General features: G+C 63.6%; 24 protein-coding genes. 21 read left to right on the forward strand and 3 right to left on the reverse strand.

All coding sequences use genetic code 11. From position 1 onward, the window contains the following. The first annotated feature begins 246 nt into the window (after positions 1–246). From V7714_RS12225 to V7714_RS12240, 4 genes are all read left to right on the forward strand, one after another. Positions 247–612 (forward strand): hypothetical protein, encoded by a 366-nt coding sequence (locus V7714_RS12225; RefSeq protein ID WP_335709967.1) that lies wholly within the window; start codon positions 247–249, stop codon positions 610–612. A gap of 141 nt (positions 613–753) precedes the next feature. Further along, positions 754–1,689, forward strand: a complete 936-nt coding sequence (locus tag V7714_RS12230) for an alpha/beta hydrolase family protein (RefSeq protein ID WP_335709968.1) — start codon at positions 754–756, stop codon at positions 1,687–1,689. A 108-nt stretch (positions 1,690–1,797) separates the two neighbouring features. Further along, the gene (locus V7714_RS12235; protein WP_335709969.1) at positions 1,798–2,457 is read left to right on the forward strand and encodes a class I SAM-dependent methyltransferase; all 660 of its coding nucleotides are present in this window, start codon (positions 1,798–1,800) and stop codon (positions 2,455–2,457) included. Between the two features lie 8 nt (positions 2,458–2,465). Further along, positions 2,466–2,963 carry a GNAT family N-acetyltransferase gene (locus V7714_RS12240; RefSeq protein ID WP_335709970.1) on the forward strand — a complete coding sequence of 166 codons (498 nt, stop codon included), beginning with the start codon at positions 2,466–2,468 and terminating at the stop codon, positions 2,961–2,963. Here V7714_RS12240 and V7714_RS12245 read toward each other — a convergent pair. Further along, entirely contained in the window at positions 2,960–4,348 is a 1,389-nt protein-coding gene (locus tag V7714_RS12245; RefSeq protein WP_335709971.1) for an MFS transporter, read from the reverse strand. The genes V7714_RS12240 and V7714_RS12245 overlap by 4 nt on opposite strands. 233 nt (positions 4,349–4,581) lie before the next feature. On the opposite strand from V7714_RS12245, the gene V7714_RS12250 reads away from it, so the two are divergent. Then, a complete protein-coding gene (locus V7714_RS12250; protein WP_335709972.1) occupies positions 4,582–5,496 on the forward strand; it encodes a LysR family transcriptional regulator in 915 nt (304 codons plus the stop codon). 17 nt (positions 5,497–5,513) lie between these two features. Here V7714_RS12250 and V7714_RS12255 read toward each other — a convergent pair whose 3' ends face one another. Then, complete coding sequence (locus tag V7714_RS12255; RefSeq protein ID WP_335709973.1) at positions 5,514–5,945, reverse strand: HD domain-containing protein; 432 nt, start codon at positions 5,943–5,945, stop codon at positions 5,514–5,516. Positions 5,946–6,138: 193 nt separating this feature from the next. On the opposite strand from V7714_RS12255, the gene V7714_RS12260 reads away from it, so the two are divergent. The 7 genes from V7714_RS12260 (at position 6,139) to V7714_RS12290 (ending at position 14,347) form a co-directional block, all read left to right on the forward strand. Further along, positions 6,139–6,861: a carbonic anhydrase gene (locus V7714_RS12260; RefSeq protein ID WP_335709974.1), complete on the forward strand. Its 723-nt coding sequence runs from the start codon at positions 6,139–6,141 to the stop codon at positions 6,859–6,861. Positions 6,862–7,362: 501 nt separating this feature from the next. Continuing rightward, positions 7,363–7,788: a hypothetical protein gene (locus V7714_RS12265; protein ID WP_335709975.1), complete on the forward strand. Its 426-nt coding sequence runs from the start codon at positions 7,363–7,365 to the stop codon at positions 7,786–7,788. Positions 7,789–7,926: 138 nt separating this feature from the next. Then, positions 7,927–10,659: a hypothetical protein gene (locus V7714_RS12270; RefSeq protein ID WP_335709976.1), complete on the forward strand. Its 2,733-nt coding sequence runs from the start codon at positions 7,927–7,929 to the stop codon at positions 10,657–10,659. A gap of 7 nt (positions 10,660–10,666) precedes the next feature. Next, positions 10,667–11,026: a hypothetical protein gene (locus tag V7714_RS12275; protein ID WP_335709977.1), complete on the forward strand. Its 360-nt coding sequence runs from the start codon at positions 10,667–10,669 to the stop codon at positions 11,024–11,026. Positions 11,027–11,472: 446 nt separating this feature from the next. Beyond that, positions 11,473–12,102 carry a hypothetical protein gene (locus tag V7714_RS12280; RefSeq protein ID WP_335709978.1) on the forward strand — a complete coding sequence of 210 codons (630 nt, stop codon included), beginning with the start codon at positions 11,473–11,475 and terminating at the stop codon, positions 12,100–12,102. A 522-nt stretch (positions 12,103–12,624) separates the two neighbouring features. After that, positions 12,625–13,266, forward strand: coding sequence for a hypothetical protein (locus V7714_RS12285; protein WP_335709979.1), 642 nt, complete (start codon positions 12,625–12,627; stop codon positions 13,264–13,266). Between the two features lie 94 nt (positions 13,267–13,360). Then, positions 13,361–14,347, forward strand: coding sequence for a hypothetical protein (locus V7714_RS12290; RefSeq protein ID WP_335709980.1), 987 nt, complete (start codon positions 13,361–13,363; stop codon positions 14,345–14,347). Positions 14,348–14,472: 125 nt separating this feature from the next. Here V7714_RS12290 and V7714_RS12295 read toward each other — a convergent pair whose 3' ends face one another. After that, complete coding sequence (locus tag V7714_RS12295) at positions 14,473–15,225, reverse strand: AraC family transcriptional regulator (protein ID WP_335709981.1); 753 nt, start codon at positions 15,223–15,225, stop codon at positions 14,473–14,475. A gap of 122 nt (positions 15,226–15,347) precedes the next feature. Between V7714_RS12295 and V7714_RS12300 the strand changes: the two genes are divergently transcribed. The 9 genes from V7714_RS12300 (at position 15,348) to V7714_RS12340 (ending at position 26,197) form a co-directional block, all read left to right on the forward strand. Continuing rightward, entirely contained in the window at positions 15,348–16,301 is a 954-nt protein-coding gene (locus V7714_RS12300) for a 4-hydroxyproline epimerase (RefSeq protein ID WP_335709982.1), read from the forward strand. 8 nt (positions 16,302–16,309) lie between these two features. Continuing rightward, complete coding sequence (locus V7714_RS12305; protein ID WP_335709983.1) at positions 16,310–17,461, forward strand: NAD(P)/FAD-dependent oxidoreductase; 1,152 nt, start codon at positions 16,310–16,312, stop codon at positions 17,459–17,461. Then, positions 17,458–17,691, forward strand: a complete 234-nt coding sequence (locus V7714_RS12310; protein WP_335709984.1) for a (2Fe-2S)-binding protein — start codon at positions 17,458–17,460, stop codon at positions 17,689–17,691. Before V7714_RS12305 ends, V7714_RS12310 begins: the two co-directional genes overlap by 4 nt. Next, positions 17,681–18,955, forward strand: a complete 1,275-nt coding sequence (locus V7714_RS12315; RefSeq protein WP_335709985.1) for an FAD/NAD(P)-binding oxidoreductase — start codon at positions 17,681–17,683, stop codon at positions 18,953–18,955. The genes V7714_RS12310 and V7714_RS12315 overlap by 11 nt, the downstream gene beginning before the upstream one ends. After that, positions 18,952–19,845 (forward strand): dihydrodipicolinate synthase family protein, encoded by an 894-nt coding sequence (locus V7714_RS12320; RefSeq protein ID WP_335709986.1) that lies wholly within the window; start codon positions 18,952–18,954, stop codon positions 19,843–19,845. The genes V7714_RS12315 and V7714_RS12320 overlap by 4 nt, the downstream gene beginning before the upstream one ends. Further along, the gene (locus V7714_RS12325; protein ID WP_335709987.1) at positions 19,842–21,434 is read left to right on the forward strand and encodes an aldehyde dehydrogenase (NADP(+)); all 1,593 of its coding nucleotides are present in this window, start codon (positions 19,842–19,844) and stop codon (positions 21,432–21,434) included. Before V7714_RS12320 ends, V7714_RS12325 begins: the two co-directional genes overlap by 4 nt. Positions 21,435–21,571: 137 nt before the next feature. Then, the gene (locus V7714_RS12330; protein WP_335709988.1) at positions 21,572–22,714 is read left to right on the forward strand and encodes a branched-chain amino acid ABC transporter substrate-binding protein; all 1,143 of its coding nucleotides are present in this window, start codon (positions 21,572–21,574) and stop codon (positions 22,712–22,714) included. Positions 22,715–22,872: 158 nt separating this feature from the next. Further along, on the forward strand, positions 22,873–24,678 hold the full coding sequence (locus V7714_RS12335) for an aminopeptidase P family protein (RefSeq protein ID WP_335709989.1): 1,806 nt from the start codon (positions 22,873–22,875) through the stop codon (positions 24,676–24,678). Positions 24,679–24,898: 220 nt separating this feature from the next. Then, positions 24,899–26,197 carry a sphingomyelin phosphodiesterase gene (locus V7714_RS12340; protein ID WP_335709990.1) on the forward strand — a complete coding sequence of 433 codons (1,299 nt, stop codon included), beginning with the start codon at positions 24,899–24,901 and terminating at the stop codon, positions 26,195–26,197. Positions 26,198–26,268: the final 71 nt, after the last annotated feature.

Below are 26,268 nucleotides of genomic sequence, written 5' to 3' on the forward strand. Positions count from 1 at the left end.
GCTATCTCAAAACAGGCATTAATTACATCGGCAGACTCATCCAAGTAAGCTCTCAGGCCCACCATACTAACAGCCGAGCGACAACATGGCTTGCAGCGGGCCTCAGCCCGCACCCTGGTGTATGCCACCAGCAACCTAGGCGGCTTAGCGCCTGTGCATCGCCCAACGACATACCGCGCATTGAGGTTTCTGGATGCATCCCGCAGCAGCTATGCTGAATCCAGCCCCCACCCTCCAGGAACCCCCTTGGAACATCTCAACAGCCTGAAAACCGCGATTGCCCTCGCCCTGCTGGGCGCCGCCGCCGTGCTGCTCTACAAGCTGATTACCGGCATAGACGCCCTCTGGAGCGACCCGGCATCGCACGCCATCATCGGCTACTTTGCCTCGCTCAGTCCTGCCGACAACACCGTCCACAGCCCCAACGGTAACATCGTCCTGTCCAAGTCCATTGTGGTGTTTCTGGGTGGCGCGCTGTCAGTCTTTATCCTCGGCGTACTGGCTGGCGTCATCAACAGTCTGGTGCGGGGCGCCATTGCCCTGCTGGGGGCCGATCTCGAAGGCCGGTTTCAGCAGTTGCTGCAAGCCATCAATGCTCAACGCACCAAGTGAGACGGGCGCGGACGGATACGGCCTGCAATTATCGCGGCCCTGTTACATTCCGTATCAAGGGTAAACAAACCGCAGACCTGCTTGTCCCGCGCCGATGCCGGGCACTATCTTGGCCTCACTTCCCACCAAGAGCTTGCCGCCATGCGCCCCCCATTGCTTGCCTACTTCCTGATGCTGCTCGCCCTGCTGGTATGCAGCCCACTGCATGCCGCAGTCCAGAAGCTGGAAACCAGTTGGTACGACCCTGTCCGCCAACGCAGTATCCCGCTCAAAGCCTATCTGCCGGAGGGTAAGGCGCCCGCGCCCACCATCCTGTTCTCCCATGGGCTGGGTGGCTCGCGCGATGCGGCGGTCGAATGGGTCAGTTATTGGGCCGAGCACGGCTTCACCGTGTTGGTGCTGCAACACCCAGGTAGCGACGCCTCGGTTTGGCAAGACAAGCCCGCCAAAGACCGCCGGGCCAATCTCCGGCATGCCGCCACCGCCCACCAGTTACTGGAACGTTTGCGTGATGTCAGCTTTGTCATCGACTACCTGGTCGAACATCGGCAGGATGCCATAGCCAGCCGGGTAGACCTGCTACGGCTGGGGGCCAGCGGCCATTCCTTCGGCGCCGTTACAACGCAAGGATTGGCAGGCGAACGCTATCCCATGGTGGGCCTACGCTTTGCCGATCCACGCCCGCTCGCCTTCCTGGCCTTCAGCCCGTCCTTGCGTAACGACAGGGAAAAACGCCACAGCCAGATGAAACGCCCCATGTTGCTGATTACCGGCACCGACGACCAGGATCCGCTGCACGCCGAACGTACCCCAGCCGATAGAGCCGCGCTGCTTGACCACCTCCCACCAGGCGACAAATACCGGCTGGTGCTGGATGGCGCCGACCATGCCTTTCTCGGTGGCCAGCAAAGGGGCAAGGTCAATGGCGATGCCACAGCCCAGCGCAAGCTGGTACAGGAGGCCAGCCTGCAATTCTGGCGTGCCTACCTGCTGAACGACACACAGGCCCAGCAATGGCTCAAGCAAGCCACGCCCGGTACGACCCGGCAACTCAATGCCAGCTGGGCCTCACGCTGATGCAATGCAGCCCCCAGCACAAGCACCAGGCGCTTGAACTCGCCGCTACCGTGGGTTATACCTTGCTCCCGGCCAGGCACTGGCAACGACACCGCAACAGGAAAGCGCATGAGCAACCGCAGCCTGAACCTCGACGACACCCTGTACCAATACCTGCTGGACCATAGCCTACGCGAACACCCGGCCCAGCTCGGGCTGCGGGAAGCCACCCGCAGCCACCAGGCAGCGGGCATGCAGATATCGCCAGAGCAAGGCCAGTTCATGGCCCTGCTGGTCAAGCTACTGGGGGTACAGCGCGCCATCGAGATAGGCGTCTTCACCGGTTACAGCGCCCTCAGTGTCGCGCTCGCACTACCCGACGATGGCTACCTGCTAGCCTGCGACATCAGCGACGACTACACCCGCATCGGCAAGCCATTCTGGCGCGATGCCGGCGTCAGCCACAAGATAGACCTGCAACTGGCGCCTGCGCTCGACACGCTGGACCAGCGCCTCAGTGCGGGCGAAGCCGGCCAGTACGACTTTGCCTTTATCGATGCCGACAAGGTCAGCTACGACGCCTATTACGAGCGCTGCCTGCAACTGCTGCGCCCCGGCGGCCTCATCGCCATCGACAACGTGCTGTGGAGCGGCGCCGTCGCGCAGCCATCACAAGAACCCGACACCCAGGCACTGCAGGCGCTTAACCGCAAACTACACTCAGACACACGCATCGACCTCTCCATGCTGCCCCTGGGCGATGGCCTGACCCTGGCACGCAAACGCTAGGCGCCCCCATGCAGACCGCAGCTATCCGGGTGCGGCCCGCCACGCTGGCAGACTGGCCCACCCTCAAGGCGCTACGTCTGGCCGCGCTGCTGGATGCCCCCAAAGCATTTGGCATCAGCCACGCCCAGGTCGCCAACGACAGTGACGAGCAATGGCAAGCCCGCGCCAGCGCACAGGCTGGCCCCACCTTCTTCCTGGCTTATGACCATGCGCAAGCCATTGGCCTCGTCGGTGGCGTGGTGCACCCGCAAAGCCAGGCGTACAACCTGATCGCCATGTGGGTAGCCCCTGCAGCACGCGGTAGCACAGCGGCCAGCAGTCTGGTCCAGGCTGTCATCAACCATGCCGACCAGTTGGGTCACCGCAGGGTTGTGCTCTCCGTATCACCCACCAACGAGCGCGCCAGCCGGCTCTACCAACGCATGGGTTTCCGCTTTATCGAACAGATTGAAACCCTGGCCAGCCACCCCGACGTCACGGTCCAAGTCATGGTCAGAGAGCGCTAGGCACCACTACCAGGCATGCTCGATGCGGTCTCGGCGACATCGGCCGTGGCAGGCAGCGGCCTCCTGCGACCCGCCCAGGCTATGGCTATCGCCAGGCAGATCAAGCCAGTCGCAACCGCGAACGTCATCTGCATACCGGCTGCTACCGCTACAGGGGAAGCCACCGTGATATCGGTCGCCCTTGCCCCGAAAGCAAAAACCGCCCCCATCAACGACGCGCCCGTAATCAAGCCCAGATTGCGCGACAGGCTAAGCATGCCCGAGATAACCCCCCGCTGGTCGGGCCTTGCATCCGCCGCCACCGCCGTATTGTTGGCAGTCTGGAACAAGGCATAGCTGGTCGTGATAATCACCAGCGGTACGACATAGGCAACTACCCCCAAGGCCGGAGGCAGCAGCCACAGCATGCTACTGCCCGCTGCCATGCCCGCCAGACCCACCAGCGTCAGCGGCGGCGCGCCAAAGCGATCCACCAGGCGACCGGCAGGCACCCCGCCCAACGCCGCCGCCGCTGGCCCGGCCGACATGACCAGCCCGACCAACACTGCATCCAGCCCCAGCGTGCGGGCCAGATAGAATGGCCCGACTACCAAGGTCGCCATGATCACCGTGGCCACCAGGGCACTGATGGCCAAGCCTGTGCTCAGCACAGTGTCACGGAACATGCCCAGGCGTATCAACGGCGACGCAACCCAGGCTTCCAGCCACACGAAAAGGCCCCCCGCCACCAAGGCAAGCAGCAGCAGCCCGCCATTGAGCCAACCCAGCCCGCCCTGCCCTGCTGTCATGGCCAACGCATAGGCCGCCAGCGTCACCGCCAGCAGCAACATGCCTCCAAAGTCGAAGTCACGCAGATTGGCCTTGGGGGCCAAGCCATCACCCGGCAGGAAGCGATACGCCAACAGCCAGGCCAGTCCGCCCAAGGGCAGGTTGAACCAGAACATCGCCTGCCATCCCAGCTCGGCAATCAGCAAGCCACCGAGCGAAGGCCCGAGCGCCGTCCCAATAGCCGACATCGAACCCAAAAGCCCCATGGCACTACCGCGCCTATCTTTGGGTACCGCCTCGGCCACCAGGGCCAGGGCAAGCGCCATCATGATGGCCGCCCCCAAGCCTTGCACCACCCGCGCAGCAATCAGCACCCCAAGCGTAGGCGCAGCACCACAAAGGGCCGAGGCCGTGGTGAACAGGCCTATCCCAACCAGCAATAGCCGCCGACGACCGATAACATCGCCCAGCCATCCCACACTGACGATCAAGGTGGTAATGGCGATGAGATACGCCAGCACCACCCACTGCACCGCCTGGAATGAAGCCTGGTAGGCCTGTGCCAACGTCGGCAAGCCCACGCTGGCAATGCTGGTGCCCAACGAAGACAGCAACATCGCCAACGCCAGGCTAACCAGCGCCCAGGCCGGCCGGCGCCCAGCCGCCTCTAAAGCATCCCCTGCTTTTACCCTTGGTTTCAACATGAAAGCCGCCTCCGATTGCCACTCGCCATACACCGCGATCACAAGCAGAGACTAGCCTCGCATCACTCATGGCGGAAGGCGCAGCATTTGCACTTTATTCATGCATAAGACGCCACCTCACTCCTGTTCTGCGCTATCGTCAGACCATGTCCACGCCCGATCTCAACCTGCTCGCCACGCTCGATGCCCTGCTGGCAGAAGGCAGCGTCGCCCGCGCAGCCCGCCGCCTGCGGCTCAGCCCCTCGGCCATGAGCCGTGCCTTGGCACGACTGCGCGAAACCATCGGTGACCCCTTGCTGGTTCGCGCCGGGCGTGGCCTGGTACCGACACCAAGGGCGATCGAACTGCGCGAGCGCGTCAGCCAGCTGGTGCAGGATGCGCAAGCCGTGTTGCGGCCGGTTGAGCAACCCGATCTCAGACAGTTGGTACGCACCTTCACCCTGCGCTCGCGCGACGGGTTCGCCGAGAATTTCGGCCCAGCACTCATGGCCCGCATCGCCGACGAGGCGCCCGGCGTACGCCTGTGCTTCATGCAGAAAACAAATAAGGACAATGCGCCACTGCGCGACGGCAGCGTCGATCTCGAGACAGGGGTGATAGGCGAGGCCACCGGGCCGGAACTGAAAGTCCAGACCCTGTTCCGTGATCGCTTCATCGGAGTTGTTCGCAAGGGGCACCCGCTAAGCCAAACCGATGCGACTGCCGCCCTTTATGCTGCTGGCAGGCACATCGCCATCTCGCGGCAAGGGCACGACAAAGGCCCTATCGATGCCGCGCTGGCATCACTGGGGCTGGAACGCCAGGTCGCAACCATAGTCAGCGGATTCTCCGCCGCCTTGGCGCTGGCACGTCATGCCGACCTGATCGCCAGCGTGCCCGAACGCCATACCGGCAATCTGCGCGAAGGCATGCACAGCTTCGCGCTACCCATTGCCCTGCCTGAACTCACTGTCTCGCTGATCTGGCACCCCAGGCTACAGGCCGACCCCGCCCACCGCTGGTTGCGCGAATGCGTAAAGGCCGTATGCGCGGCCGAGCTCGGCAGCACCAGCATAGGCTGATACCGCCCGGGACAAGGTCACGACGGCTCGCCCGCCAGCAAGATGGCACGCACCTGCTCATAGACCTTGAGCCGGGCATAATCGGCCTCGGTAGGCTGGCTGATACGGCGCAGATCCATATTGTCCGCCACATCGGCCAGCTTTACCCGCCGCGCAATGGGGTTAGCCGCCGCTCTATGCGCCGCCGCAATCCGCGACTCCCCCTCGGTTTTGGTCAAGGCCAGCACCGCGTCCAGCACAGCTTGTGGAAAGCCCGCCGAGGCCAGCTCCTCCAGTGTGACCGCCGTATCCTCAACCACATCATGCAGCACAGCCGCCATGCGCTCCTCCGCCGTCGTCACCGCCAGCATCAGACGCAAGGGGTGCAGTATATAAGGCTGCCCCGCCTTATCGACCTGGCCCTGGTGTGCCGTCGCCGCAATGGCAATCGCCCGCTCAAGGGTAGACATATCAATCCTTCCTGCACGCAAGTGCACGGTCACGCCGCCAAGACACAGCCCACCACCTCTTGAGTTTAATCGCACCACCGGCAATCACAATGCCAGTGCCGACACCGCCGCCAGCCGGACACCCGCACCATGCGCTATACCTCAGTTTGGCGCCCCTGGTCGGTGCCCATACACTCAAGGAGTCGAGGAAATCATGAAGATCACCCCCTGCCTGCTGGCAGCCGCCATCTTGGCCAGCACCAGCGCATCTGCAGAAGAAACCCACTGGAGCTACCACGGCAAGCACGGCCCCAAGCATTGGGGCGGCCTTTGCAACAGCGGTCTTGAACAATCGCCCGTCAATATCGATACCACCCGCGTAGAGCACGCCCTACTACCTGATATCGAATTCAACTACCACGACAGCAGCACGCAAGTCGTCAACAATGGCCACACCGTCCAGCTCAACTACGATAGTGGCAGCAGCATACGGCTGGGCCAGGACGAATATCGCCTATTGCAATTCCACTTCCACACCCCTGCCGAAGAAACCGTCAACGGCCAGCGCTACGACCTGGTTGCCCACCTTGTGCACAAGAACGACGCAGGTCAGCTGGCAGTCGTTGCCGTCCTGCTCAATACCGGCAAGGAAAATGCCTTCCTCAAGCAGTTCTGGCACAAGATTCCACCGCCCAAAGAGACCATCACAGACGGCAGCCGCATCAATATCGCCAAGCTGCTGCCCGCCATTACCCGCTATTACACCTTGCCAGGGTCATTGACCACGCCAGCCTGTAGCGAAGGCGTGCGCTGGCTGATATTAAAGGTGCCAGGCAGCCTGTCACGGCAGCAACTGGCTGACTTTAAAAAACATTACAAGATGAATGCCAGGCCCGTTCAAGCCCTGAACCAGCGCACCATCCAGGTCGGCTGGTAAGCCCACTCCGGCGGGCAGCCTGCCTGCATGCCCGCCCTCCTCAACACGAACAACAAACGGACACAAACGTACTTTCCATTGACATTTCGTACTGTTTTGCGTACAATCTGTTCATCGATGTCACCATGGCATCGTGCAGCAAGCCCCTCGTAGCCGCAGCACCGTAGTCTGGTGTGCCACCTCAAGCGGCAGGCGTACCGACACAAAGGCGGGTGGGGAAGGTGGGTGTGCTTACGCGTTTCGATTGTACGTTTTATTAAACATAGTTTAAGCACATATCGTATAGGCGCCATCGGTCGCCAAACACCGTGCAGCCTGAGCTGCGTGCCGCCGGCCACACCTTGCCGGCAAACCAGAACGCGTGCCAGGCGCGCGGTCCGGTTTTCTGGCAAGTGCACCCTACAGCGGCCGACGCCCTCAGCGAGTGCCTTGCCCTTGCAAGGCCTGGCGTGCAACTGGCACGCCAGGCCCAGGTAGGCCCTCATCAAGACGGAGATATCCATGTCAGCCCTCAGCCACATAGCCCGCAGCCTGATCGAAGCCACAGCCGAACTGGAAGCCGACAACCGCCTGGCAGAGCTACGCCATATCGCCAGACTGGCCAGCCAGCAACTGGGCCTGCAGCACGCCGAGATCGAACGCCTCAATCAAGCCATGAAAGGCATGGGGCCACTGGATGCCAACATGCCCGCCCTGGATCAAGCCCTCCGCACCGCCCGCAACGAAGCCAGCCGCCTGCAACGGCTCTATGGTAGCGCCACCGCCAAGGCCGATCGCTACCAGCGCGAAGTCTGGCAACCACTGTTTCTCGGCACAGGCGCCACCAATAGGCGAGCCAGCTGCAATCGCGCCAGTTGCCACGCCAGCATCGCCTTGGAACAACAACGCGCCCACCAGCGTGGCGATATGTATCTGAGTGGTGACTGAGCGCCTGCTCACCTCATAGCGCGCGTCACGAGTTTAAGCGGTTGAAAAGATGCAGTTAATTCAAAGCAACAATGCACGTCAGCAATACATAACAGACGCTTGAACAAACCCATACTCACAACGGAAGAGGAGAAACGCATGCCCGCATGGCTCGATAGACAAACCCAACCCCCGCCCCCCAAAGCCGCGTCCAACGCGGCTTTTTCTTTGCCGCCACCGGCCAGGCACACATCAGGGCGGGAGGAGGAAGGCCCCTGGGTCGGTGCAGCCCGCGATATATCTGGCGCATGGACCATAGGCTCCAACGGCTTGCTGCATGGCGCCGGCTGGCTCGTCGGCAAGCTCGGGGCCGACGAAGTCGGCGCCGACATGATGGAGATGGGCCGCACCGGCATGCAGTATGGCGAGGCCCTGCTCAGCGACATGGGCTACAACGCCATGAAGTCCGATGAACTCAGCCTCCACAAGCTGGGGCTGGCCGGCGTGCAATCGCTGCCCGGCATGGCACTAGGTGGCGCCGTCGCAGCCCCCATTACCCTCACCGCCCGGGTAGGCGGCACAGCCCTGGCCGCGCGCGCACTCGCCTCCCAAGGCGCCCTGGGCAAGGCAGCTGCGCGCATCCTGCAATTGCCCAAAGGGGCAGAGCTGGCCAAGGCCTTGCCCGCCGTCGTCGGCAACAGCGTAGCCGAAGGCAGCTTGGCCGCCATGCAGAGCGGTGCCGAAGCCTACGACGAAATCATGCAGGCCGACCCGTCCCAGCTCGAGCAATCACCGCAATTCCAAAAGCTGCTGCAAACCCTGGGCAGCGCCGACAAAGCGCGCGCTGCCATGGCAGACAGCTATGCCACCCAGGTGGCATGGCGCACCGGCCTGAGCACCGGCGCCCTCAGCGGCCTGTTCGGCGCCACCGCGCTCGCCAGGCAAGGCGACAAGCTACTGGGCCAGCAGACTGCCGTACAGGCGCTAGCCCGGGTAAGCCGTGAGCTGGTACAGGAGTCTGCAGAAGAAGCCGTCCAGAGCGGCGCGGAGCAACTGGCCAAGAATCACGCCCGCCAACAGGTCATCGACCCCAAGCAGTCACTGCTGCAAGGCGTTGCCAAGGCCGCCCTGGAAGGCGCTGCCACAGCGGGCCTGCTCGGTGCAGCCAGCCGTGGCTTCAACAAGCTAGGCAGCGTGGCCGCGACCGCCGTCCATGCCCCAGCACAAGGCAAGGCCAACGTTATCACGAGCCCAGCGGCTGCAGACCAAGAGGGCCAGGCAGCCACCGAACGCCACGCGCCTGACGCCGCCAGCACCAACGTCGGCCCGCATCCCGACCACAGCCGCACTGCCACCACGCAAGCGGCACCTACTGAGAATACCGAGACCACTTTCTCCCGCACCCGTGCAACGCCCCCAAGCGAGGCGGAAACACCCACAGCCACCCCACCCAGTGCCCAGACAAGCACGGCGGAAGGTAACACCGGCCACGTTGCCGCCGCCGCCCGCCATGGGACACAGCGCCGTACCAAGGTGGAGGAAAGCGCCAAGCCTCCCGCCGCAACCGAGGCGGCGCCCGCCACATCCCTCGCCCCACAAGCAGCTCAGCCCAACACGGCCGAGCCCGTCACTCTGCCAGCGGCAGAAGCCGCACCCAGCCCAGCCCAGCTCCACACCAGTGACAGCAGCAAGGCCCCACCCCTGCTCCCGCAGACCTCCCTGAACAAGGATGGCACCCTGCTGCTGCATGGCGAAAAGGCCCAGCTGAAAGCGCTGATGAGCAGCCTGAATCTCAAGCACATCCGCTCGCAACCGCACACCGATGGCTTGCTGATCAGCCGCAAGCAGGCGCCCCTGGTACAGCAGTCACTGCTACAGATACAGCAACGCCCCACCCCGCCTGCCCCGCCACCACGCCCGCCAGCCCAATCGGCCGGTCCGGCACTGCCCGACACACTCGACACCCCCACCCAGGCTAGCGTGGACGCCGCCTGGCAAACGCTGCATCAGCACGATGAACTACGCCAGGCCCATGACTACATCCAAGAGCAGGAACAAGCCGGCGATCTCGCCATCGCCGCCCTGGCGCGCAGCGTCGACGCCAACCAGCCCGGCCTCACCGGCACCGCACGCAGCGCCGCCATCCTGGCACTGGCCGCCCGTGGCGACATCGACTACAAGGATGAGCTGGGAAAGCATGCGCTGAACCTGGCAAATCGCACCCGGCTGGCGCTAAGAGCGGCCGGCATCAGCAACCGCTGGGTAGGCAGCCACAAAAACGCCGACATACTGCAGGCACTGAACCAGCAACATGCCTCCCCCACACCAGCACAACTGATCGCCAGACCAGAATCTCCGCCGGCCACGCAGCACATCTACATCCGCGATTTTGATGAATACGTCAGCCTCGCCAAAGGCCCCTTTCAACCCAGCACCATCTATCACTTCGACGGTTTGGAGTTCGAATTCGACCACCTGGGTCGTTCCTTCAGCACGCGTGGCAAGGTCGACGTCACGAAGAGTGGTAGACGCATAGAAGCGCTAGATCGCTTACTGGGCAAGATCAACGGTGCCATCAAGGGCGACGTGGGGTTCCACCGCGGCGGGGATGGCCTTGGCATGCCTGGTGGTGGTTTCAATGTCGTACCCGCCAATGGCGTACCTAATCACGTTGAATTCCCCAACATGAAGAACCTGAACCAGGGCCCATACAAGCAACTGGAACTGGAACTGGCCAAGCTCGACAAAGCTGGCAAAGATGTACGCTGCAATTTCAGCATGGAGTTCAATAGCGACAACCTTAGCGGGAGGCCAGATCGCTTCGTGGTAAGCTATCAGGTAGACGGTGGACCCGCGATCACGCACTATTTCCTGAACCAACCAGGAGGATAAAACACTGATGGAAAACGAGATTTTTCAAGACATTACCGATCTGGTGCTGGACGCCATCGACGCCCAGGGAAAAGACTGGCATGCCTTCGTCCTCAATTACCGGGTCGACGATCAGCAGAGCGATTGCGTCAACACCTTCATTACCCAGGAACAAGGCCAGTGGAAAGAAATATCCCTGCCCCCCATCAAGGGCCTGGATCAATCCCTGCGCAAGCTCCGCACCCTGCAGTCACAAGGCGGCCGCTCGCCCTTCACCAGTTGCAACCTGCATGTCACCATCGATGGCGACTTCAACACCCAGTACGGCTACGACCCCATAGACTGGAGCAAACGCCTGGGCTGGAATTTCGACATCCCTAATCGCTAGCCCCCAGCCTCAACAGCCAGCCTATTGATCATCGATAGCTCACACACCCGGCACAGCCGGGTGTATCACGTTCTGCCCCCGCCCAAGGCAACTACCCCATTGCGCAACCCACTCACTTACCCTCACCGGGTAACGGCTTGGTGGAATAATGCCGCGCCGTTACGGTTTGCATGCTGCATGCGCGGCATGAACTCCCCCCTACTTAGGGCTTGGGCATACAACGAAATCGTACCTGTACCTAATAGGCCGCATGGTGCCTGGGTATCGCCATCAGGCAGGACGGCTTCGATCTAGCATCTGCCAGATGCACCCTGTATTTCCAGTCATACCCTCACCAGGGCAGGCTGCCAAGTATGCAGTTCCTTCAGATGAATCCGTAACCCATAACTTGCCGCATACCATTCCCGCCAAACCAGATGGCCGGGAGAGATAAAACAAAGGACTTTATGAAACTGACCAGAAAAATCACGCCCTGCCTTTTCGCAGGCTTATTACTACTCACACCCGGTATTACCGCACACGCCGAACGCGGTGAAGCAGATGTTGCGGCAATCGTTGCCTCCCTGGGTACCACGATCTATGCCAATACCTTTATGGCAGATGCCCACATTGCCGGGATGGCCGACGCCTTGAGCAGTGCCGAATATGATAGAGAATTGGTAAATGTAGGCTCTGGCTGGCTACTGCACCGCTATACGCTCACCAAACTCACTCTGGGCCAAAAAATACTGCTCGGCCTTAACCTGATCAAGCTAGCCGGCCAACGCTTCACTATTGTCTATACAGATGGCTCCAAAGCAACAGTGGTGCTGCTCAACTGCCAAGCATCGACCTGTGCCGCAAAAACTATCGAGATTCTGCCAGCAATCGCTCAAAACACCCCCGCACCTGATCGTGGCGCGAAGGAACCCACCCATGGCGAACTGGGCGACCCCACAATCATCTGCAGGGCGCGCTACAAGATGGTCACCTATACCGTGGACATCGTGCCGAGCACCAGTGGCAGCGGCACCTTGAATCCGGATAGCACAGCTGTCCGGGAAAAGCTGGTGTTTGATGGCCTGGAATGCGTTTAGCGAACCCGGCTGGATAAAATAGTCCAAACCTGCCACCTGAGCCGGAATTGCACAGCAACGCCCACCGCTAGGCAGCATGGACCATGCCCGTACAGAATGCCCACACCTTCGTCCTTGCGAGGCTGTGGGCCTGTATAGCTCCCTTAAGACAACGTCGCGGAAGCGAGCACTATTCCGCGCCCCCTCGCTCACGCCAGGATCATAATGAAGAAATCACTCTGGATAGGCCTTGCTGCCCTGCTCTTCCTAAGCTTGGCCCTGTTTGCGTACCGCACCGCCCAGCCGGCCAATACCCCGCCCAGGCCGACTGTAGCCCCAACCCCCTCGGCGGCATTAGCACAAGCCGGCACAGGTCTATTTGACCGTCCCCAGCCAAGCGCCGCAGCAACAGCGAGCGCAGCCGGCTATAGCCTGCAGACCACCGACGATGTCTACAGCGAGTTCCTAAAGTACCGGAATGATCCCAGTCCCGATGGCCCGGCCTTCGCCCTGAAGGCCCTAACTATGTGTCAGCCACTCGCCATGCCCGAACTCCGGAAAGCAATAAAGGACTCCGAGAGTAGCGCCTTTAGCCCCAGTTATCGCCGGATCATCGATCGCTGCCAGGGCTTCCTGAGCATCCCCACTACGGAATGGAGTAAAGTAGCCAATGAACTGAGAGCAGACGCTATCAAGCGTGCCGGCCCAGCCTCACTGGCGCTGCGGGCCCGTGCACTGCCCGCTGGCGCCCCAGAGGTGCGGCAGGAACTGGCCAGCATGGTGCAGCAAGGCAATCTGGTCGGGATGGAAGCCTTCTCTGGTGGTACAGCCGTCAATCATCTGGCCTACCTGCTCAATGGAGAGACCATGGGCATGGAGCCGTACGAGGCTAATCTCATGCTCTTCACCGCTCTACGTTATGCCGTATGTGATGCCGGCATACCCTGCGGGCCGGATAGTCCCATAGGCACTCAACGCTGCCGGTTTATCGAGGCGATAAGGGCAACCACCCCCCAGGCCACCATCAGTTGCACCACAGGGCCAGATGCCTTACCGACGTTCAGCGCCTACGGCTCCTCCATGAGCGACCTGACGCCCACCCAGCAGCAGTTCATCACCCACTGGCGCAAGCAGTTCAACCACGCCATCAACAACCGCGACCCCAGCCTGTTTGCTGCCAGATAACACTGGCGCAACCTGACTAGACTAGGCAGCGGCTCCTTATCGCTTGCAACAAGATCAGGGGCCGCCACCTAGCCGGTGACCTTCAGAACACACAATGAAAAAATCCCACTGGATAGGCCTCACCGCAGTCTTCCTACTCGCCTTGGCCGTGCTTGCCCCCAGTCGCTCCGCACAGTCGGCTTCCCTGCCCACCCCACCCGCTGTAGCTCATCCTCCTGCGACTCCAGCTCAGCCCCAGCCAGGCTTGTTTGACCGCAGCACGCCAATAGCCGCCCAGCCGGCCAATCCGGTCCATAGCCTCCACACCGCGACGGACATCTACAGTGAATTCCTCAAGTACCGAGACGATCCCAGCCCCGATGCCCCTGCGTTCGCGAAAATGGCCATGGATATGTGTGCCATTTTCTTTTCACCGGATACGCGCGATAGCTTCAGCAAACCCGGCAACATACCGGGCAATGGGGCTAACAGCCGTTTGCTGCTCGATCGCTGCCGTGGCTTCCTGCAGCTATCCAGCGCAGAGTGGCCCAAGGTTTACCAGGCCCTAGAAGCAGCAGCCATCAAGCGCGGGGGACCGGCATCGCTGCTGACGCGAGCCAGCGCATTGGGCTATGACACAGCGAGAATCAACCTGGAACTGGCCGATATGATCAGGCAAGGCAACCAGGCCGGCTTGGAAGTGTTCGCCTTCAACGTCACTCCGGAACAGCTTACCTATTTGCTGCATGATGGCACCAAGGGGATATCCACCATAGAGGCCACGGAAATGCGCCACCTTGCGCTGGCTTATGCACTATGTGATGCCGGCCTCCCCTGCGCGCAGGGTAGCTATATGCATGCTGTTAAATGCTACACCGGCGAGTTGATGCGCTTGGGAGGTATCAATACCACCTCCAGTTGTAACAACAAGCCCGATCCACTTCCCCTCTACAGTTTTTGGGGTGCTTCAATGAACGACCTCCCGCCAGCCCAGCAGCAGCTCATCCTGCACTGGCGCAAGCAGTACAGCCACGCCATCAACAATCGAGACCCCAGCCTGTTTACCGGCAATGGGCGGTCCGGGGTGCTTCCCAAACCCTAGGTTTTCCAGCAAGGCAGGGCAAGAGTGCGCCCTCGCTACATTGCCAAGATTGCCAGCGAACGGGGCATTTTTTTCCGGGCAAGCTCGTATCGCAACAAAGGCGCCACCCACGCCTTGCGGTACGACTACCCCCGCCGCACCCACAGGCGATAGTCCCTCGGTGTCATGCCCGTCAGTTGCCGGAACTGCTTGGATAGCGCGCTCTGGTCACAGAAGCCGCAATCCAGCGCGATATCCGAGATGGCCGCCTGGCTCTGTGCCAGCAGGCGGGCGGCCGCATCGATGCGCAGCTTGGTCAGGAACTGCCCGGCGCTGAGCTGGAATATCTTCTTCATACGCCGCTCAAATTGCGCCAGAGAGATACCCGCCATCTCGGCCAGCGCCTCCACCGACTGCGGCTGCGCATAACAGGCCAGCATATGGTCTACCGCCTCCGCCATGCGGGCATCCACAATGCCGGCCCGGCTGGGCTCCAGCAGATCGCGTGACAAACAGGCCAGGCCGATGATGCTGCCCTGCGCATCAAGCAAGGGCGTCTTGTTGCTGAGACACCAGCCAGGCTCGCGGTTGTTGAACAGGGTCAGGTCCAGGTTGTCGACTATGGGCAGGCCGGTGCGGAACAACTGTTCATCCTGCTCGGCATAACGGTCTGCCATATGGGGCGGGAACAACTCATGCGCCGTTCGCCCCACGGCCTCATGCTTGCCCGCCAGGCCGCAACGCTCGGCACAGGCCTGGCTCATGGTGATATAGCGTCCGGCACGATCCTTTACTGAAAACACCATGTCCGGCATACGGTCAAACAAGGCTTCCACAAACAGCGGCTGAGCCAGGCGGCCGACAAAGTCCTCGCGCCAGGCCTTGAGCGTGCTATCCATCCGATTTATTCCCATCTCTATCGCATTTGCCAAAAACGGGCCTTTTTACGCGCTGATCACACAAGATCGCACCGGCCTCTAGAAACTAGCATGACGGCATTCCCAATCAACGGGCAAGCCTCATGTCTCAAATGCAGCAAATCCAGATTATCGACTCCCACACCGGCGGCGAGCCGACCCGCGTCGTCATCAGCGGCGGCCCACGCCTGGGCCACGGCACCCTGGCTGAACGGCGCGCCCGTTTCGGCAGCGAATTCGATCACTACCGTTCTGCCATATGCAATGAACCACGGGGCAGCGACCCGGTGGTAGGCGCCTTGCTGTGCGAGCCGCGCGATCCCAGTTGCGTGGCAGGTGTCATCTTCTTCAACAACGTCGGCACCATAGGCATGTGCGGCCACGGCACCATAGGCCTGGTCGTCACCCTCGCCCATCTGGGCCGCATAGGCGAAGGCACCCACCGTATCGAAACCCCGGTAGGTGTGGTGGAAGCCACCCTGCAACGCGGCAACCGGGTCAGCCTGCGCAATGTCGCCAGCTACCGCAGCGCCGCCCAGGTGGCCGTCGATGTACCCGGCTATGGCCGCATGCATGGCGATGTCGCCTGGGGCGGCAACTGGTTCTTTCTGGTCAACGATCACGGCCTGCAGGTTCAGTCCGACAATATTGCCCAGCTGACTGACTGCAGCGCCCACTTGCGCAGCGTGCTGGATCAGGTCGGCATACGTGGCGACGATGGCAGCGAGATCGACCATATCGAGCTGTTCGGCCCCAGCAGCGTGGCCGATTCCCGCAGCTTCGTACTCTGCCCCGGCCTCGCCTACGATCGCTCGCCCTGCGGCACCGGCACCAGCGCCAAGCTCGCCTGCCTGGCGGCTGACGGCAAGCTGGCGGCAGGCCAGATCTGGTGGCAGGAAAGCATCATAGGCAGCGTGTTCGAAGCCCAGTACGAGCTGGTCGACGGCCAGCTCTACCCCCGCATCACCGGCACCGCCTATGTCAACGGCGCCACCACCCTGATGATCGATCCGCAAGACCCATTCGCCTGGGGCATACGTAGCGAGGCCATGGCGTGAATCCCGTCATGCACGGCGACGTGCTGATCATCGGCGCCGGCATCATAGGCAGCGCGCTGGCCGAGCAATGTGCCCGGCGCGGCCTGCGGGTCGCCATTGCCGAAGCCGCCATCCCCGCCGGCGGCACCTCAGCCGCCGGCATGGGCCACCTGGTGGTGCTGGACGACAATCCCGCCGAGCTGGCACTGAGCCGTGACGGGCTAGCACGCTGGCAGGCCCGCCGCCACGAGCTGCCGGCCAACGCCGAATACCGCGCCTGCGGCACCCTTTGGCTGGCACGCGACGAAGCCGAGATGCAGGAGGCCGAGCGCAAGCAGACCGGCTACCAGCAGCACGGTCTCAGCAGCAACCTGCTGCCCGCCACCGCCCTGCGCAAGCTGGAACCCGCCTTGGCGCCCAACCTAGCTGGCGCCCTGCAGGTTCCCGACGATGCCGTGCTCTACCCCCCGGTCGCCAGCCGCTGGTTGCTGCAAAACGCCCAGTCCCTGGGGGCGCAGCTCTGGCCCAAGGCCCAGGTCACCAGTGTGGACGATGACGGCATTGCCTGCTTGGCCGATGGTAGGCTGCTGCGCGCCCGCCATATCGTCATCGCTGCCGGCAACGCCAGCACCACACTCCTGCCCGGCCTGCCACTCAAGCCACGCAAAGGCCAGTTGCTCATCACCGAGCGCTATCCGCAACGCATCCGCCATCAACTGGTGGAGCTGGGCTATATCCGCTCCGCCCATGCTAGCGATGGCGATTCTATCGCTTTCAATGTCCAGCCCCGCGCCACTGGCCAGTTGCTGATAGGCTCCTCCCGCCAGTTTCACGATACCGACCCCGCCATCAACTGGCCGCTGCTGCAAGCCATGCTCAGCCGCGCGCTCGATTACCTGCCCAGCCTGCGCCAGTTGCAAGCCCTGCGCAGTTGGGCCGGGTTCCGGCCCGCCACACCAGACAAACTACCCCTGCTGGGCAAGGTGCCGGGCCACAGCCGGCTCTGGCTGGCCACCGGCCACGAGGGCCTGGGTATTACCACCGCGCTTTCCAGTGCCCATCTGCTGGCCGATCTGCTGTGCGACCAGGCACCAGCCCTGGACCCCACCCCCTACAGCCCCGCCCGCTTCGGTCCCTGGAGCCTGGCCGATCAGCACCATCCGGTGGGAGTCGCAGCATGAAGGTGCAACTGTTTGTTGATGGTCAGGCCCGCCTTGCCACACTGGGCAGCAATCTGGCAGCCGCCCTGGCAGGCCAGCCCGGGCGCTGCTCGGTCAGCGGCCAGCCACGCGCCGCCCTGTGCGGCATGGGCGTGTGCTTCGAATGCCGGGTCACCATCGATGGTCAGCCGCACCAGCGTGCCTGCCAGCGGGTGGTGTACGAAGGCATGGAGGTAGAGCGTGAGCACTGAACTGCATACCGACATCGCCATCATCGGCGCCGGCCCCGCCGGCATGGCCGCCGCCGTCGCCGCCTGCTCCCAGGGCGCCCACGTTACCCTGGTGGATGACAACCCTCGCCCTGGCGGGCAGATCTGGCGTGGCGGCCCCAGCCAGGCGCCGGCCTCGGCCAGCAGCACCTTCCGCCAGTTGGCCGATAGCCAGGCACGCCTGCTCAGCGGTTTCCGCGTTGCAGCCGTACCCGCCCCCGGCCAGCTGCTGCTGGAAGATCCCCACCGCGCCCAGGTACTGCGCTACGGCAAGCTCATCATCGCCAGCGGCGCCCGCGAACGACTACTACCCTTCCCCGGCTGGACACTGCCAGGTGTTACTGGCGCAGGCGGCCTGCAGGCCCTGGTCAAGGGCGGGCTGGATGTACGCGACCAACACATCGTACTGGCCGGCACCGGCCCCTTGCTGCTGGCCAGCGCAGCCACCCTGCGCGCCGCCGGTGCCCAGGTGTTGCTGATTGCCGAGCAGGCACCCTGGTCGCAGCTGGCCCGCTTTGGCTGGGCCCTCAAAGCCTATCCGGCCAAGCTGGCCCAGGCTGCCTCGCTGGCCTGGCAGTTGGGCGGCGTGCCCTATCACCACGCCAGCCATGTATTGGCCGCGCTGGGCCAGACCCGGCTGGACGGAGTGCAGCTGCAACTGGGCGCCCGCAGCCTCACCCTGCCGTGCGACTGGCTGGGCGTGGGCTATGGCCTGCTACCCAATACCGAACTGCTGCGCGCCCTGCACTGCCAGATCAACCAGGGCGCCGCCCAAGTCGATGCCCTGATGCAGACCTCACAAACCGGTATCTATGCCGCTGGCGAGGCCACCGGCATCGGTGGCGTCGATAAGGCCCTGCTGGAAGGCCGTATTGCCGGGCTGGCAGCCACCGGCGCCATCGCCGCGGCCCAGGCACTGGCCCCAAGGCGCAAACGGCAACTGGCTTTCGCCGCACTGCTGGACAAGCACTTCGCCCTGCAACCCGCCATCACCCAACTGGCCCAGGCCGACACCCTGGTATGCCGCTGCGAAGATGTCAGCCACGCCAGCCTGCAGCAGTTCGACAACTGGCGCGAAGCCAAGCTGCAGACCCGCTGCGGCATGGGCGCCTGCCAGGGCCGTATCTGTGGTGCTGCCTGCGAGTCCCTCTATGGCTGGCAAGGCAGCGGCGACCGCCCCCCCTTACTCCCCACCCGGCTCGGCAGCCTGCTTGAGCCTACCCTAGCAAAGGCAAATCCCACATGAGTATCCGTTTCGAAGGCGTCATGCCTGCCATCACCACGCCGTTCGCAGCCGACCTGAGCGTAGACCACGAAGCCCTGACCCAGACCGTCCAATGGCTGGCCGGCTACGGCTGCAGCGGCATCGTGCCCTGCGGATCGCTGGGCGAAGGCGCCACCCTGGAGTTCGACGAAAAGGTCGCCCTGATAGAAACCTGTGCCCGCGCCGTCGACATCCCCGTCATCCCCGGCATCGCCGCCCTCTCCACCCACGAGGCCGTCAAGCTGGCCAAGGCCGCTGCCCACCACGGCGCAAAGGGCCTGATGGTGCTGCCACCCTATGTCTACAGCAGCGACTGGCGCGAGATGAAGGCCCACCTGGCCGCCGTTATCCAGGCCACGCCCCTGCCCTGCATCATTTACAACAACCCGGTCGCCTACAAGACCGACTTCAAGCCCGAGCAGATCCTCGAACTGGCCAACGAGTTCGACAACGTCAAGGCAGTGAAGGAATCCTCCACTGACGTCCGCCGCATCACCGCCATCAAGGCCCTGGCCGGTGATCGCCTGTCCCTGGGCGTGGGTGTCGATGATGTCCTGGTGGAAGGTGTCGCTGCCGGCGCCCAGTTCTGGATCGCCGGCCTGGTCGATGCCCTGCCAGCCGAATCGGTGCGCCTGTTCGAACTGGCCCGCGCAGGCCGCTACGAAGAAGCCGCTCGCCTCTACGCCTGGTTCCTGCCCTTGCTGCGGCTCGATACCGTGCCCAAGTTCGTACAGCTGATCAAACTGGTGCAGGAAAAACTGGGGGTCTGCCACCACCGCGTCCGCGGCCCGCGCCTGGCCCTGGAAGGTGCCGAGCTGGCCGAAGCCGAAGCCGTCATCCAGCACGCGCTTGCCACGCGCCCCGCCCTATGAGCAGCGCCCCCTTGCTACAAGGCCTGTCGCTGATCGGCTACGACCACGGCAGCCCCGGCAATAGCCGCTTCCAGGCCAGCAACCCGGCCACCGGCGAGCTGCTGCCCCAGCACTTCCACGCCGCTCACCCGGCAGAACTGGATCGGGCAGTAGCCTTGGCGCAGCAGGCCGCACCTGCCTATGCTGCCCTGGGCGGCACCCTGCATGGCGCCTTCCTGCGCGGCATCGCCGAGCGGCTGGAGGCACTGGCCGATGCGCTAGCCGAGCTGGTGCCGCAGGAGACCGGCCTACCCGAGGCACGGGTGCGCGGCGAATTGGCACGCACCACTGGCCAGTTACGGCTGTTTGCCCAACTGGCCGAACAGGGCAATTGGGTCGATGCACGGCTGGACAGTGCACAAGCCCAGCGCCTGCCGCAGCCCCGGCCCGAGCTGCGCTCCATGCTGCAGCCCTTGGGGCCGGTGGCAGTATTTGGCGCCAGCAACTTCCCGCTGGCCTTCTCGGTGGCTGGTGGCGATACCGCCTCGGCCCTGGCCGCTGGCTGCCCGGTTGTGGTCAAGGCCCATCCTGCCCACCCGGCTACCAGCGAGCGGGTCGGCCTAGCCATCATCGAAGCCGCCCGGGCGCTCGATCTGCCCGAAGGCGTCTTCTCACTGCTGTTCGACGCCGGCATCAGCGTCGGCCAGGCCCTGGTCAAGCATCCCGGCATACAGGCTGTCGGCTTCACCGGCTCCCTGCGGGCCGGCCGGGCGCTGATGGATGCCGCCGCCACCCGACCACGCCCCATACCGGTGTATGCCGAAATGGGCAGCAGCAATCCGGTGGTCATCCTGCCCCAGTCGCTCAGCCGCCATGCCGAGTCCATCGCCGATGGCTTGGCCGCCTCGGTCACCTTGGGCAACGGCCAGTTCTGTACCTGTCCCGGCCTGGTCCTGGCGGTGGAGGGCGAGGGCTACCAGCGCCTGCGGGATCGCCTCACCCTGCAACTGGCCAAGGTGCAGGCAGCCCCCATGCTCAGCGCCGCCATCGCCGCCAGCTTTCATGATGCGCTCGCCACACGTGCCCGCCAGGAAGGCGTCGTGCAACTGCTGTGCAATACCCCAGGCCCCCACCGTACCGGCCCCGCCCTGCTTGAGACCGATGCCACCCGCGTACTGGCCCAGCCGGCCTTGACCCACGAGGTCTTTGGCCCGGTCACCGTGCTGGTGCGCTGTGCCAACCCGGCCGAACTGATGCAGGTGCTGCACAGCCTGGATGGACAGCTGACCGCCACACTCCATGCCGAGCCGACCGAACTTGCCGCCTGGCCGGGCCTGCCCGCCCTATTGGCCAGCAAGGCGGGCCGCGTGCTGTTCGGCGGCTACCCCACCGGGGTCGAGGTCTGTCACGCCATGGTGCATGGCGGCCCCTATCCAGCCGCATCCGATAGCCGCAGCACCTCGGTCGGTGCAGCCGCCCTGCTGCGCTTCGCCCGCCCCGTCTGCTACCAGAACTGGCCCGATGCGCTGCTCCCCGCCGCCCTGCAAGCCGCCAATCCACTGGGCCTGATGCGCATGGTGGACGGCCAGTACCGCCGGGACGGGGGCTGAGTCACCCGTCACCACCATAAGGAGGCTGGCTCACCCGGCCAGCCCGACAAGCCCGGCAGCACCGCGGCAGATACCGAGGAAGCCAGCGGGCCGGCTCGCCTGCCCACGCAGCAACACCACCAAGAAGAGAGGACAACATGCCACACCCTGCACCCAAGCAATGCGCCCTGATCCTGGCCAGCGCCCTGCTCGCCTCATCAGTTGCCGCTGCCGGCCCCACCACAGTCAAACTGGGCTTCGCTGCCCCGCTCACCGGCCCGCAAGCCCATTACGGTGCCGACATGAAGGCCGGCATCGTGCTGGCGCTGGAGGACATCAACAAGCAAGCTCCCGTCATCGGTGGCTCGCCGGTGAAGTTCGAGCTCATGACCGAAGACGACCAGGCCGACCCCAAGTCCGCCACCAGCGTGGCGCAGCGCTTCGTCGATGCCAAGGTCAGCGGCATCATCGGCCACTTCAACTCCGGCACCTCCATCCCGGCTTCCAAGGTCTACGCCGACGCCGGCATTCCACAGATTGCCATGGCGACCGCCCCCACCTACACCGCCCAGGGCTTCAAGACCACCTTCCGCGCCATGACCAGCGACACCCAGCAGGGCAGCGTGATGGGCGGCTTCGTCGTGAAGAAGCTGGGGCTCAAGACCATCGCCATCATTGATGACCGCACCGCCTATGGCCAAGGGCTGGCCGACCAGTTCGAGAAAGCCGCCAAGGCCGCTGGTGGCGTGGTGGTACAGCGCGAATACACCACAGACAAGGCCACCGATTTCTCCAGCATCCTCACCAATATCAAGGCCAAGCAGCCGGCTGCCATCTTCTACGGTGGCGCCGATGCCCAGTCCGCCCCGCTGACCCTGCAGATGCGCCGCCTGGGCATCAAGGCGCAGCTGATTTCCGGCGAAATGACCCGCACCGACAACTACCTCAAGCTGACAGGCGACGCTGGCGACGGCGTCATCGCCTCGCTGGCTGGCCTACCGGTAGAGAAGACACCAGGCGCGGCCGAGCTGGTGGCACGGGTCAAGGCACGCTTCGGCGCCGCCGATTTCTACGCCCCCTATTCCTACGACGCCACCATGGTGATGTTCAAAGCCATGAAGGCCGCCAACTCCACCGAGCCCGCCCGCTACCTGCCCTTCCTGGCCAAGACCCGCCATGCCGGCGTCAGCTCGCCCAATATCGCCTACGACGCCCGTGGCGATCTCAAGTTTGGCGACATCACCGTCTACAAGGCCCAGAAGGGCAAGTGGACGGTGCTGGAAACCGTCAGCGGCAGCTAAGCCTCAGCTGCCCACCCCGTTTCGGCATCCTCACGGGCAGGCCGCTATCGCTCCGTAGCGTCTTGCCCACCACGCAGGGTTGACCCCTCCCTGCGCGGTCGCCGATTTGCGGCGGGTCCACAAGGCCCGCCGCACCTTTTTATTCTTGCGAGACCCCGATGAACGCCCCGCTCCACACCGCCACCCAGCACATTGCCACCTTGCGTCAAGCCATGCAGGCACAGGGCCTGCATGCCTGTATCGTGCCCTCGGCCGATCCTCACCTGTCCGAATACCTGCCCGCCCGCTGGCAGGGCCGCCGCTGGCTCAGCGGCTTCCAGGGTTCGGTCGGCACCCTGATCGTCACCACCGACTTTGCTGGCCTGTGGGTAGATAGCCGCTACTGGGTGCAGGCCGAAGCCGAACTGGCCGGCAGCGGCATCGCCCTGATGAAAACCGATACCGCCGCCAGCACCGCCTATATCCCCTGGCTGACCGGGCATCTGCCAGCAGGCAGCAGCGTCGCCGTGGCTGGCGAAGTGCTGGGCCTGGGCCTGCGCCGCACCCTTAACACCGCCCTCTGCGCCAGCGACATCTCCTTGCGTACCGATATCGACCTGCTCGCCAGCATCTGGCCGGATCGCCCCGGCCTGCCCGCCGCGCCGGTGTACGAGCATCTGGCCCCCCACGCTGATCTCAGCCGTGCCGAGCGGCTGGCATGGGTCCGCGCCCAGATGCACGAGCAGGGCGCCGACTGGCATTTCATTTCCTCGCTGGACGACATAGCCTGGCTGTTCAATCTGCGTGGCAGCGACGTCAGCTTCAATCCCGTGTTTGTCGCCCATGCCCTGCTCAGCCCCAGCCAAGCCACCCTGTTCCTGGCGCCCGGCAAGGTCGATGCCGCGCTGGCTGCACGGCTGGCTGCCGATGGTGTCGCCCTGGCCGACTACGCCCAGGCAAGCCACGCCCTGCGCGCCCTGCCATCCGGCAGCAGCATCCTGGTCGACCCGCGCCGCGTCACCGTCGGCCTGATCGATACCCTGCCCGCCGGCGTCAAGCGCATCGAAGCCATCAACCCCAGCACCCTGGCCAAGTCCGTCAAATCCCCCGCCGAAGTGGCCAACCTGCGCCTGACCATGGCCCACGATGGCGCCGCCCTGTGCGAGTTCTTCGCCTGGCTGGAAGCAGCACTGGCACAAGGCCAGCGGCTGACCGAGGTGGACATAGACACCCACCTCACCGCCGCCCGCGCCCGCCGCCCCGGCTTTGTCAGTGCCAGCTTTGCCACCATCGCCGGCTTCAACGGCAACGGCGCCATGCCCCACTACTGCGCCACGCCCGCAAGCCATGCGGTCATCGAAGGCAACGGCCTGCTGCTGATCGACTCGGGTGGCCAGTACCTGGGCGGCACCACCGACATTACCCGCACCATTGCCATAGGCCAGCTCAACGACCAGCAGCGGCAGGACTTCACCCTGGTACTCAAGGGCGTGATCCAACTATCGCAGGCGCGCTTCCCAGTGGGTACCCGCAGCCCCATGCTCGATGCCCTGGCCCGTACCCCCATCTGGGCCGCTGGCATCAACTACGGCCACGGCACCGGTCACGGCGTGGGTTACTTCCTCAATGTGCACGAAGGCCCGCAAAGCATCTCACCCTATACCGCCCCCGAACCCCATACCGCCATGCTGGCCGGCATGGTCAGCTCCAACGAACCCGGCATCTACCGCGCCGGCCTATGGGGCGTGCGCATAGAAAACCTGATGCACAACATCCCGGCGGGCGAGACCGAGTTCGGCGAGTTCCTGGCCTTCGAAACCCTGACGCTATGCCCCATCGACACCCGCTGCCTGATGCTATCGCTGCTGCGCGAGGATGAACGCGTCTGGCTCAACCAGTACCACGCCACCGTACGCGAACGGCTGTTGCCGCTGGTCACTGGGGCAGCACAGCAGTGGCTGCTGCATAGCACCGAGCCCGTCTAACACCCTCAAGCCAAGCTACCCCTGGCCTGCGTCATCCGCAGTGCCAGCCCCCCCCGGCGATGCACGGGTAAACCCGCCCGTGCATCGCCGCCTCAAAAACGCAACACAAGCTTAGTCATTCTGAAATAACACTGTTTTATTTTATATCTCGGTTCTAGAAATAGACCTGCTGCAGACGTCGCATCGCCTACCAGTACTCAACTCGAGGAGATAAAGCATCATGCGCATCACCACCTGGCTGCGTATCGCAGCCTGTACCCTGCTGGCCTCACTGGCCAGTGCCGAAAGCTATGTTTACCTCAGCAACAATACCGCCCAGCCGGTCACGCTCAGCACGGTGCAAACGGGCGACAAAGCCCTGCAGCAAGGTAGCCACTGGGGCCAGTACGAAACCACCATACCGGCCTACGGCACCCGCAAGATATTGTGGATGAACCGCGATCAGGGCATCAGCAATGGCAAGAACTTCTATTTCGAAACCACCGTCCGCCAGGGCGCCCATGCCGTGGTGCTGCAGCAGCGCCTGCAAGGCAAGTTCATCGGCAGCAGCATCTGGGCCGCAGCCCGCTCGGCCGACTTCAGCCACCCCTGGTACGCTGACCGCGAGCTGCACAACGGCCGCACCCGCTTCGCCGGCCTGCAAGCCACCCTGTCTTATCGTGCCCAGTTCACCGGCGGCTACGACGACTTCCACTATGTCATCCAGCCCGATGCCACGCTCGAACCCGCCTCGGCCAGCAATGAGTTCAAGATACTGAGCTGGAACATCTGGGGTGTGATCGGCGCCAAGCAAATCTGCGACCGCTGGAATGAGGTCCCCACCCATACCCGCAATTTTGACGCCGTCGTCTTCAGCGAAGCCTTCGACAATGGCTGCCGCGACCAGCTCCGCGCCGCCTTGAGGGCCGAATTCCCCTACCAGACCCAGGTGGTGGATAAAGCCAATGTCTACGAGGATGGCGGGGTCTTCATCGTCAGCCGCTGGCCTATCGCTGGCGAACGGCAAATGGTCTACAGCCAGTGCTCGGGCACCGACTGCCTGTCCAACAAGGGTGTCATGGTGGTCGAGATCATCAAGCAGGGTAAGGCCTACCATATAGCCGGCACCCACACCCAGGCCTGGAACGGCGCAACCGAACGCAGCGTACGCCTGTCCCAGCTGAGCACCCTGCGCCAGTTCGTTGACCAACAGCGGCCACCCGCCAGCGATGCCCTGTTCTACGCCGGCGATCTGAACGTAGACCGATATGCCACCGCCGACGATTACCAGCAGATGCTGGGCCTGCTCGGCGCCAACCAGCCGGCCATCCTGGGCTACGGCTGGACCTACGACGCCAGCGTCAACAGCCTGGCCAGTGCAGGGCGCGAATACCTGGACTACGTGCTGGTCTCCAACGGCCATCGCCAGCCCAGCCGCAGCGAGAACGAAGTCACGGTCTACCGCAGCATCACGCCCGCCGTCTGGTCCTTACGTGATCTCTCCGACCACTTTGCCGTCGCCGGGCGCTTCCGTTACTAAGCACCGCCAGCAAAGCCGTGGCCTCCCCATCCTCTACGCCGGGTGAGGAGGCCATGGTCCCCAGCCCCTCG

The organism is Chitinimonas sp. JJ19 (assembly GCF_036961565.1).
In the GTDB taxonomy this organism is placed as follows: domain Bacteria; phylum Pseudomonadota; class Gammaproteobacteria; order Burkholderiales; family Chitinimonadaceae; genus Chitinimonas.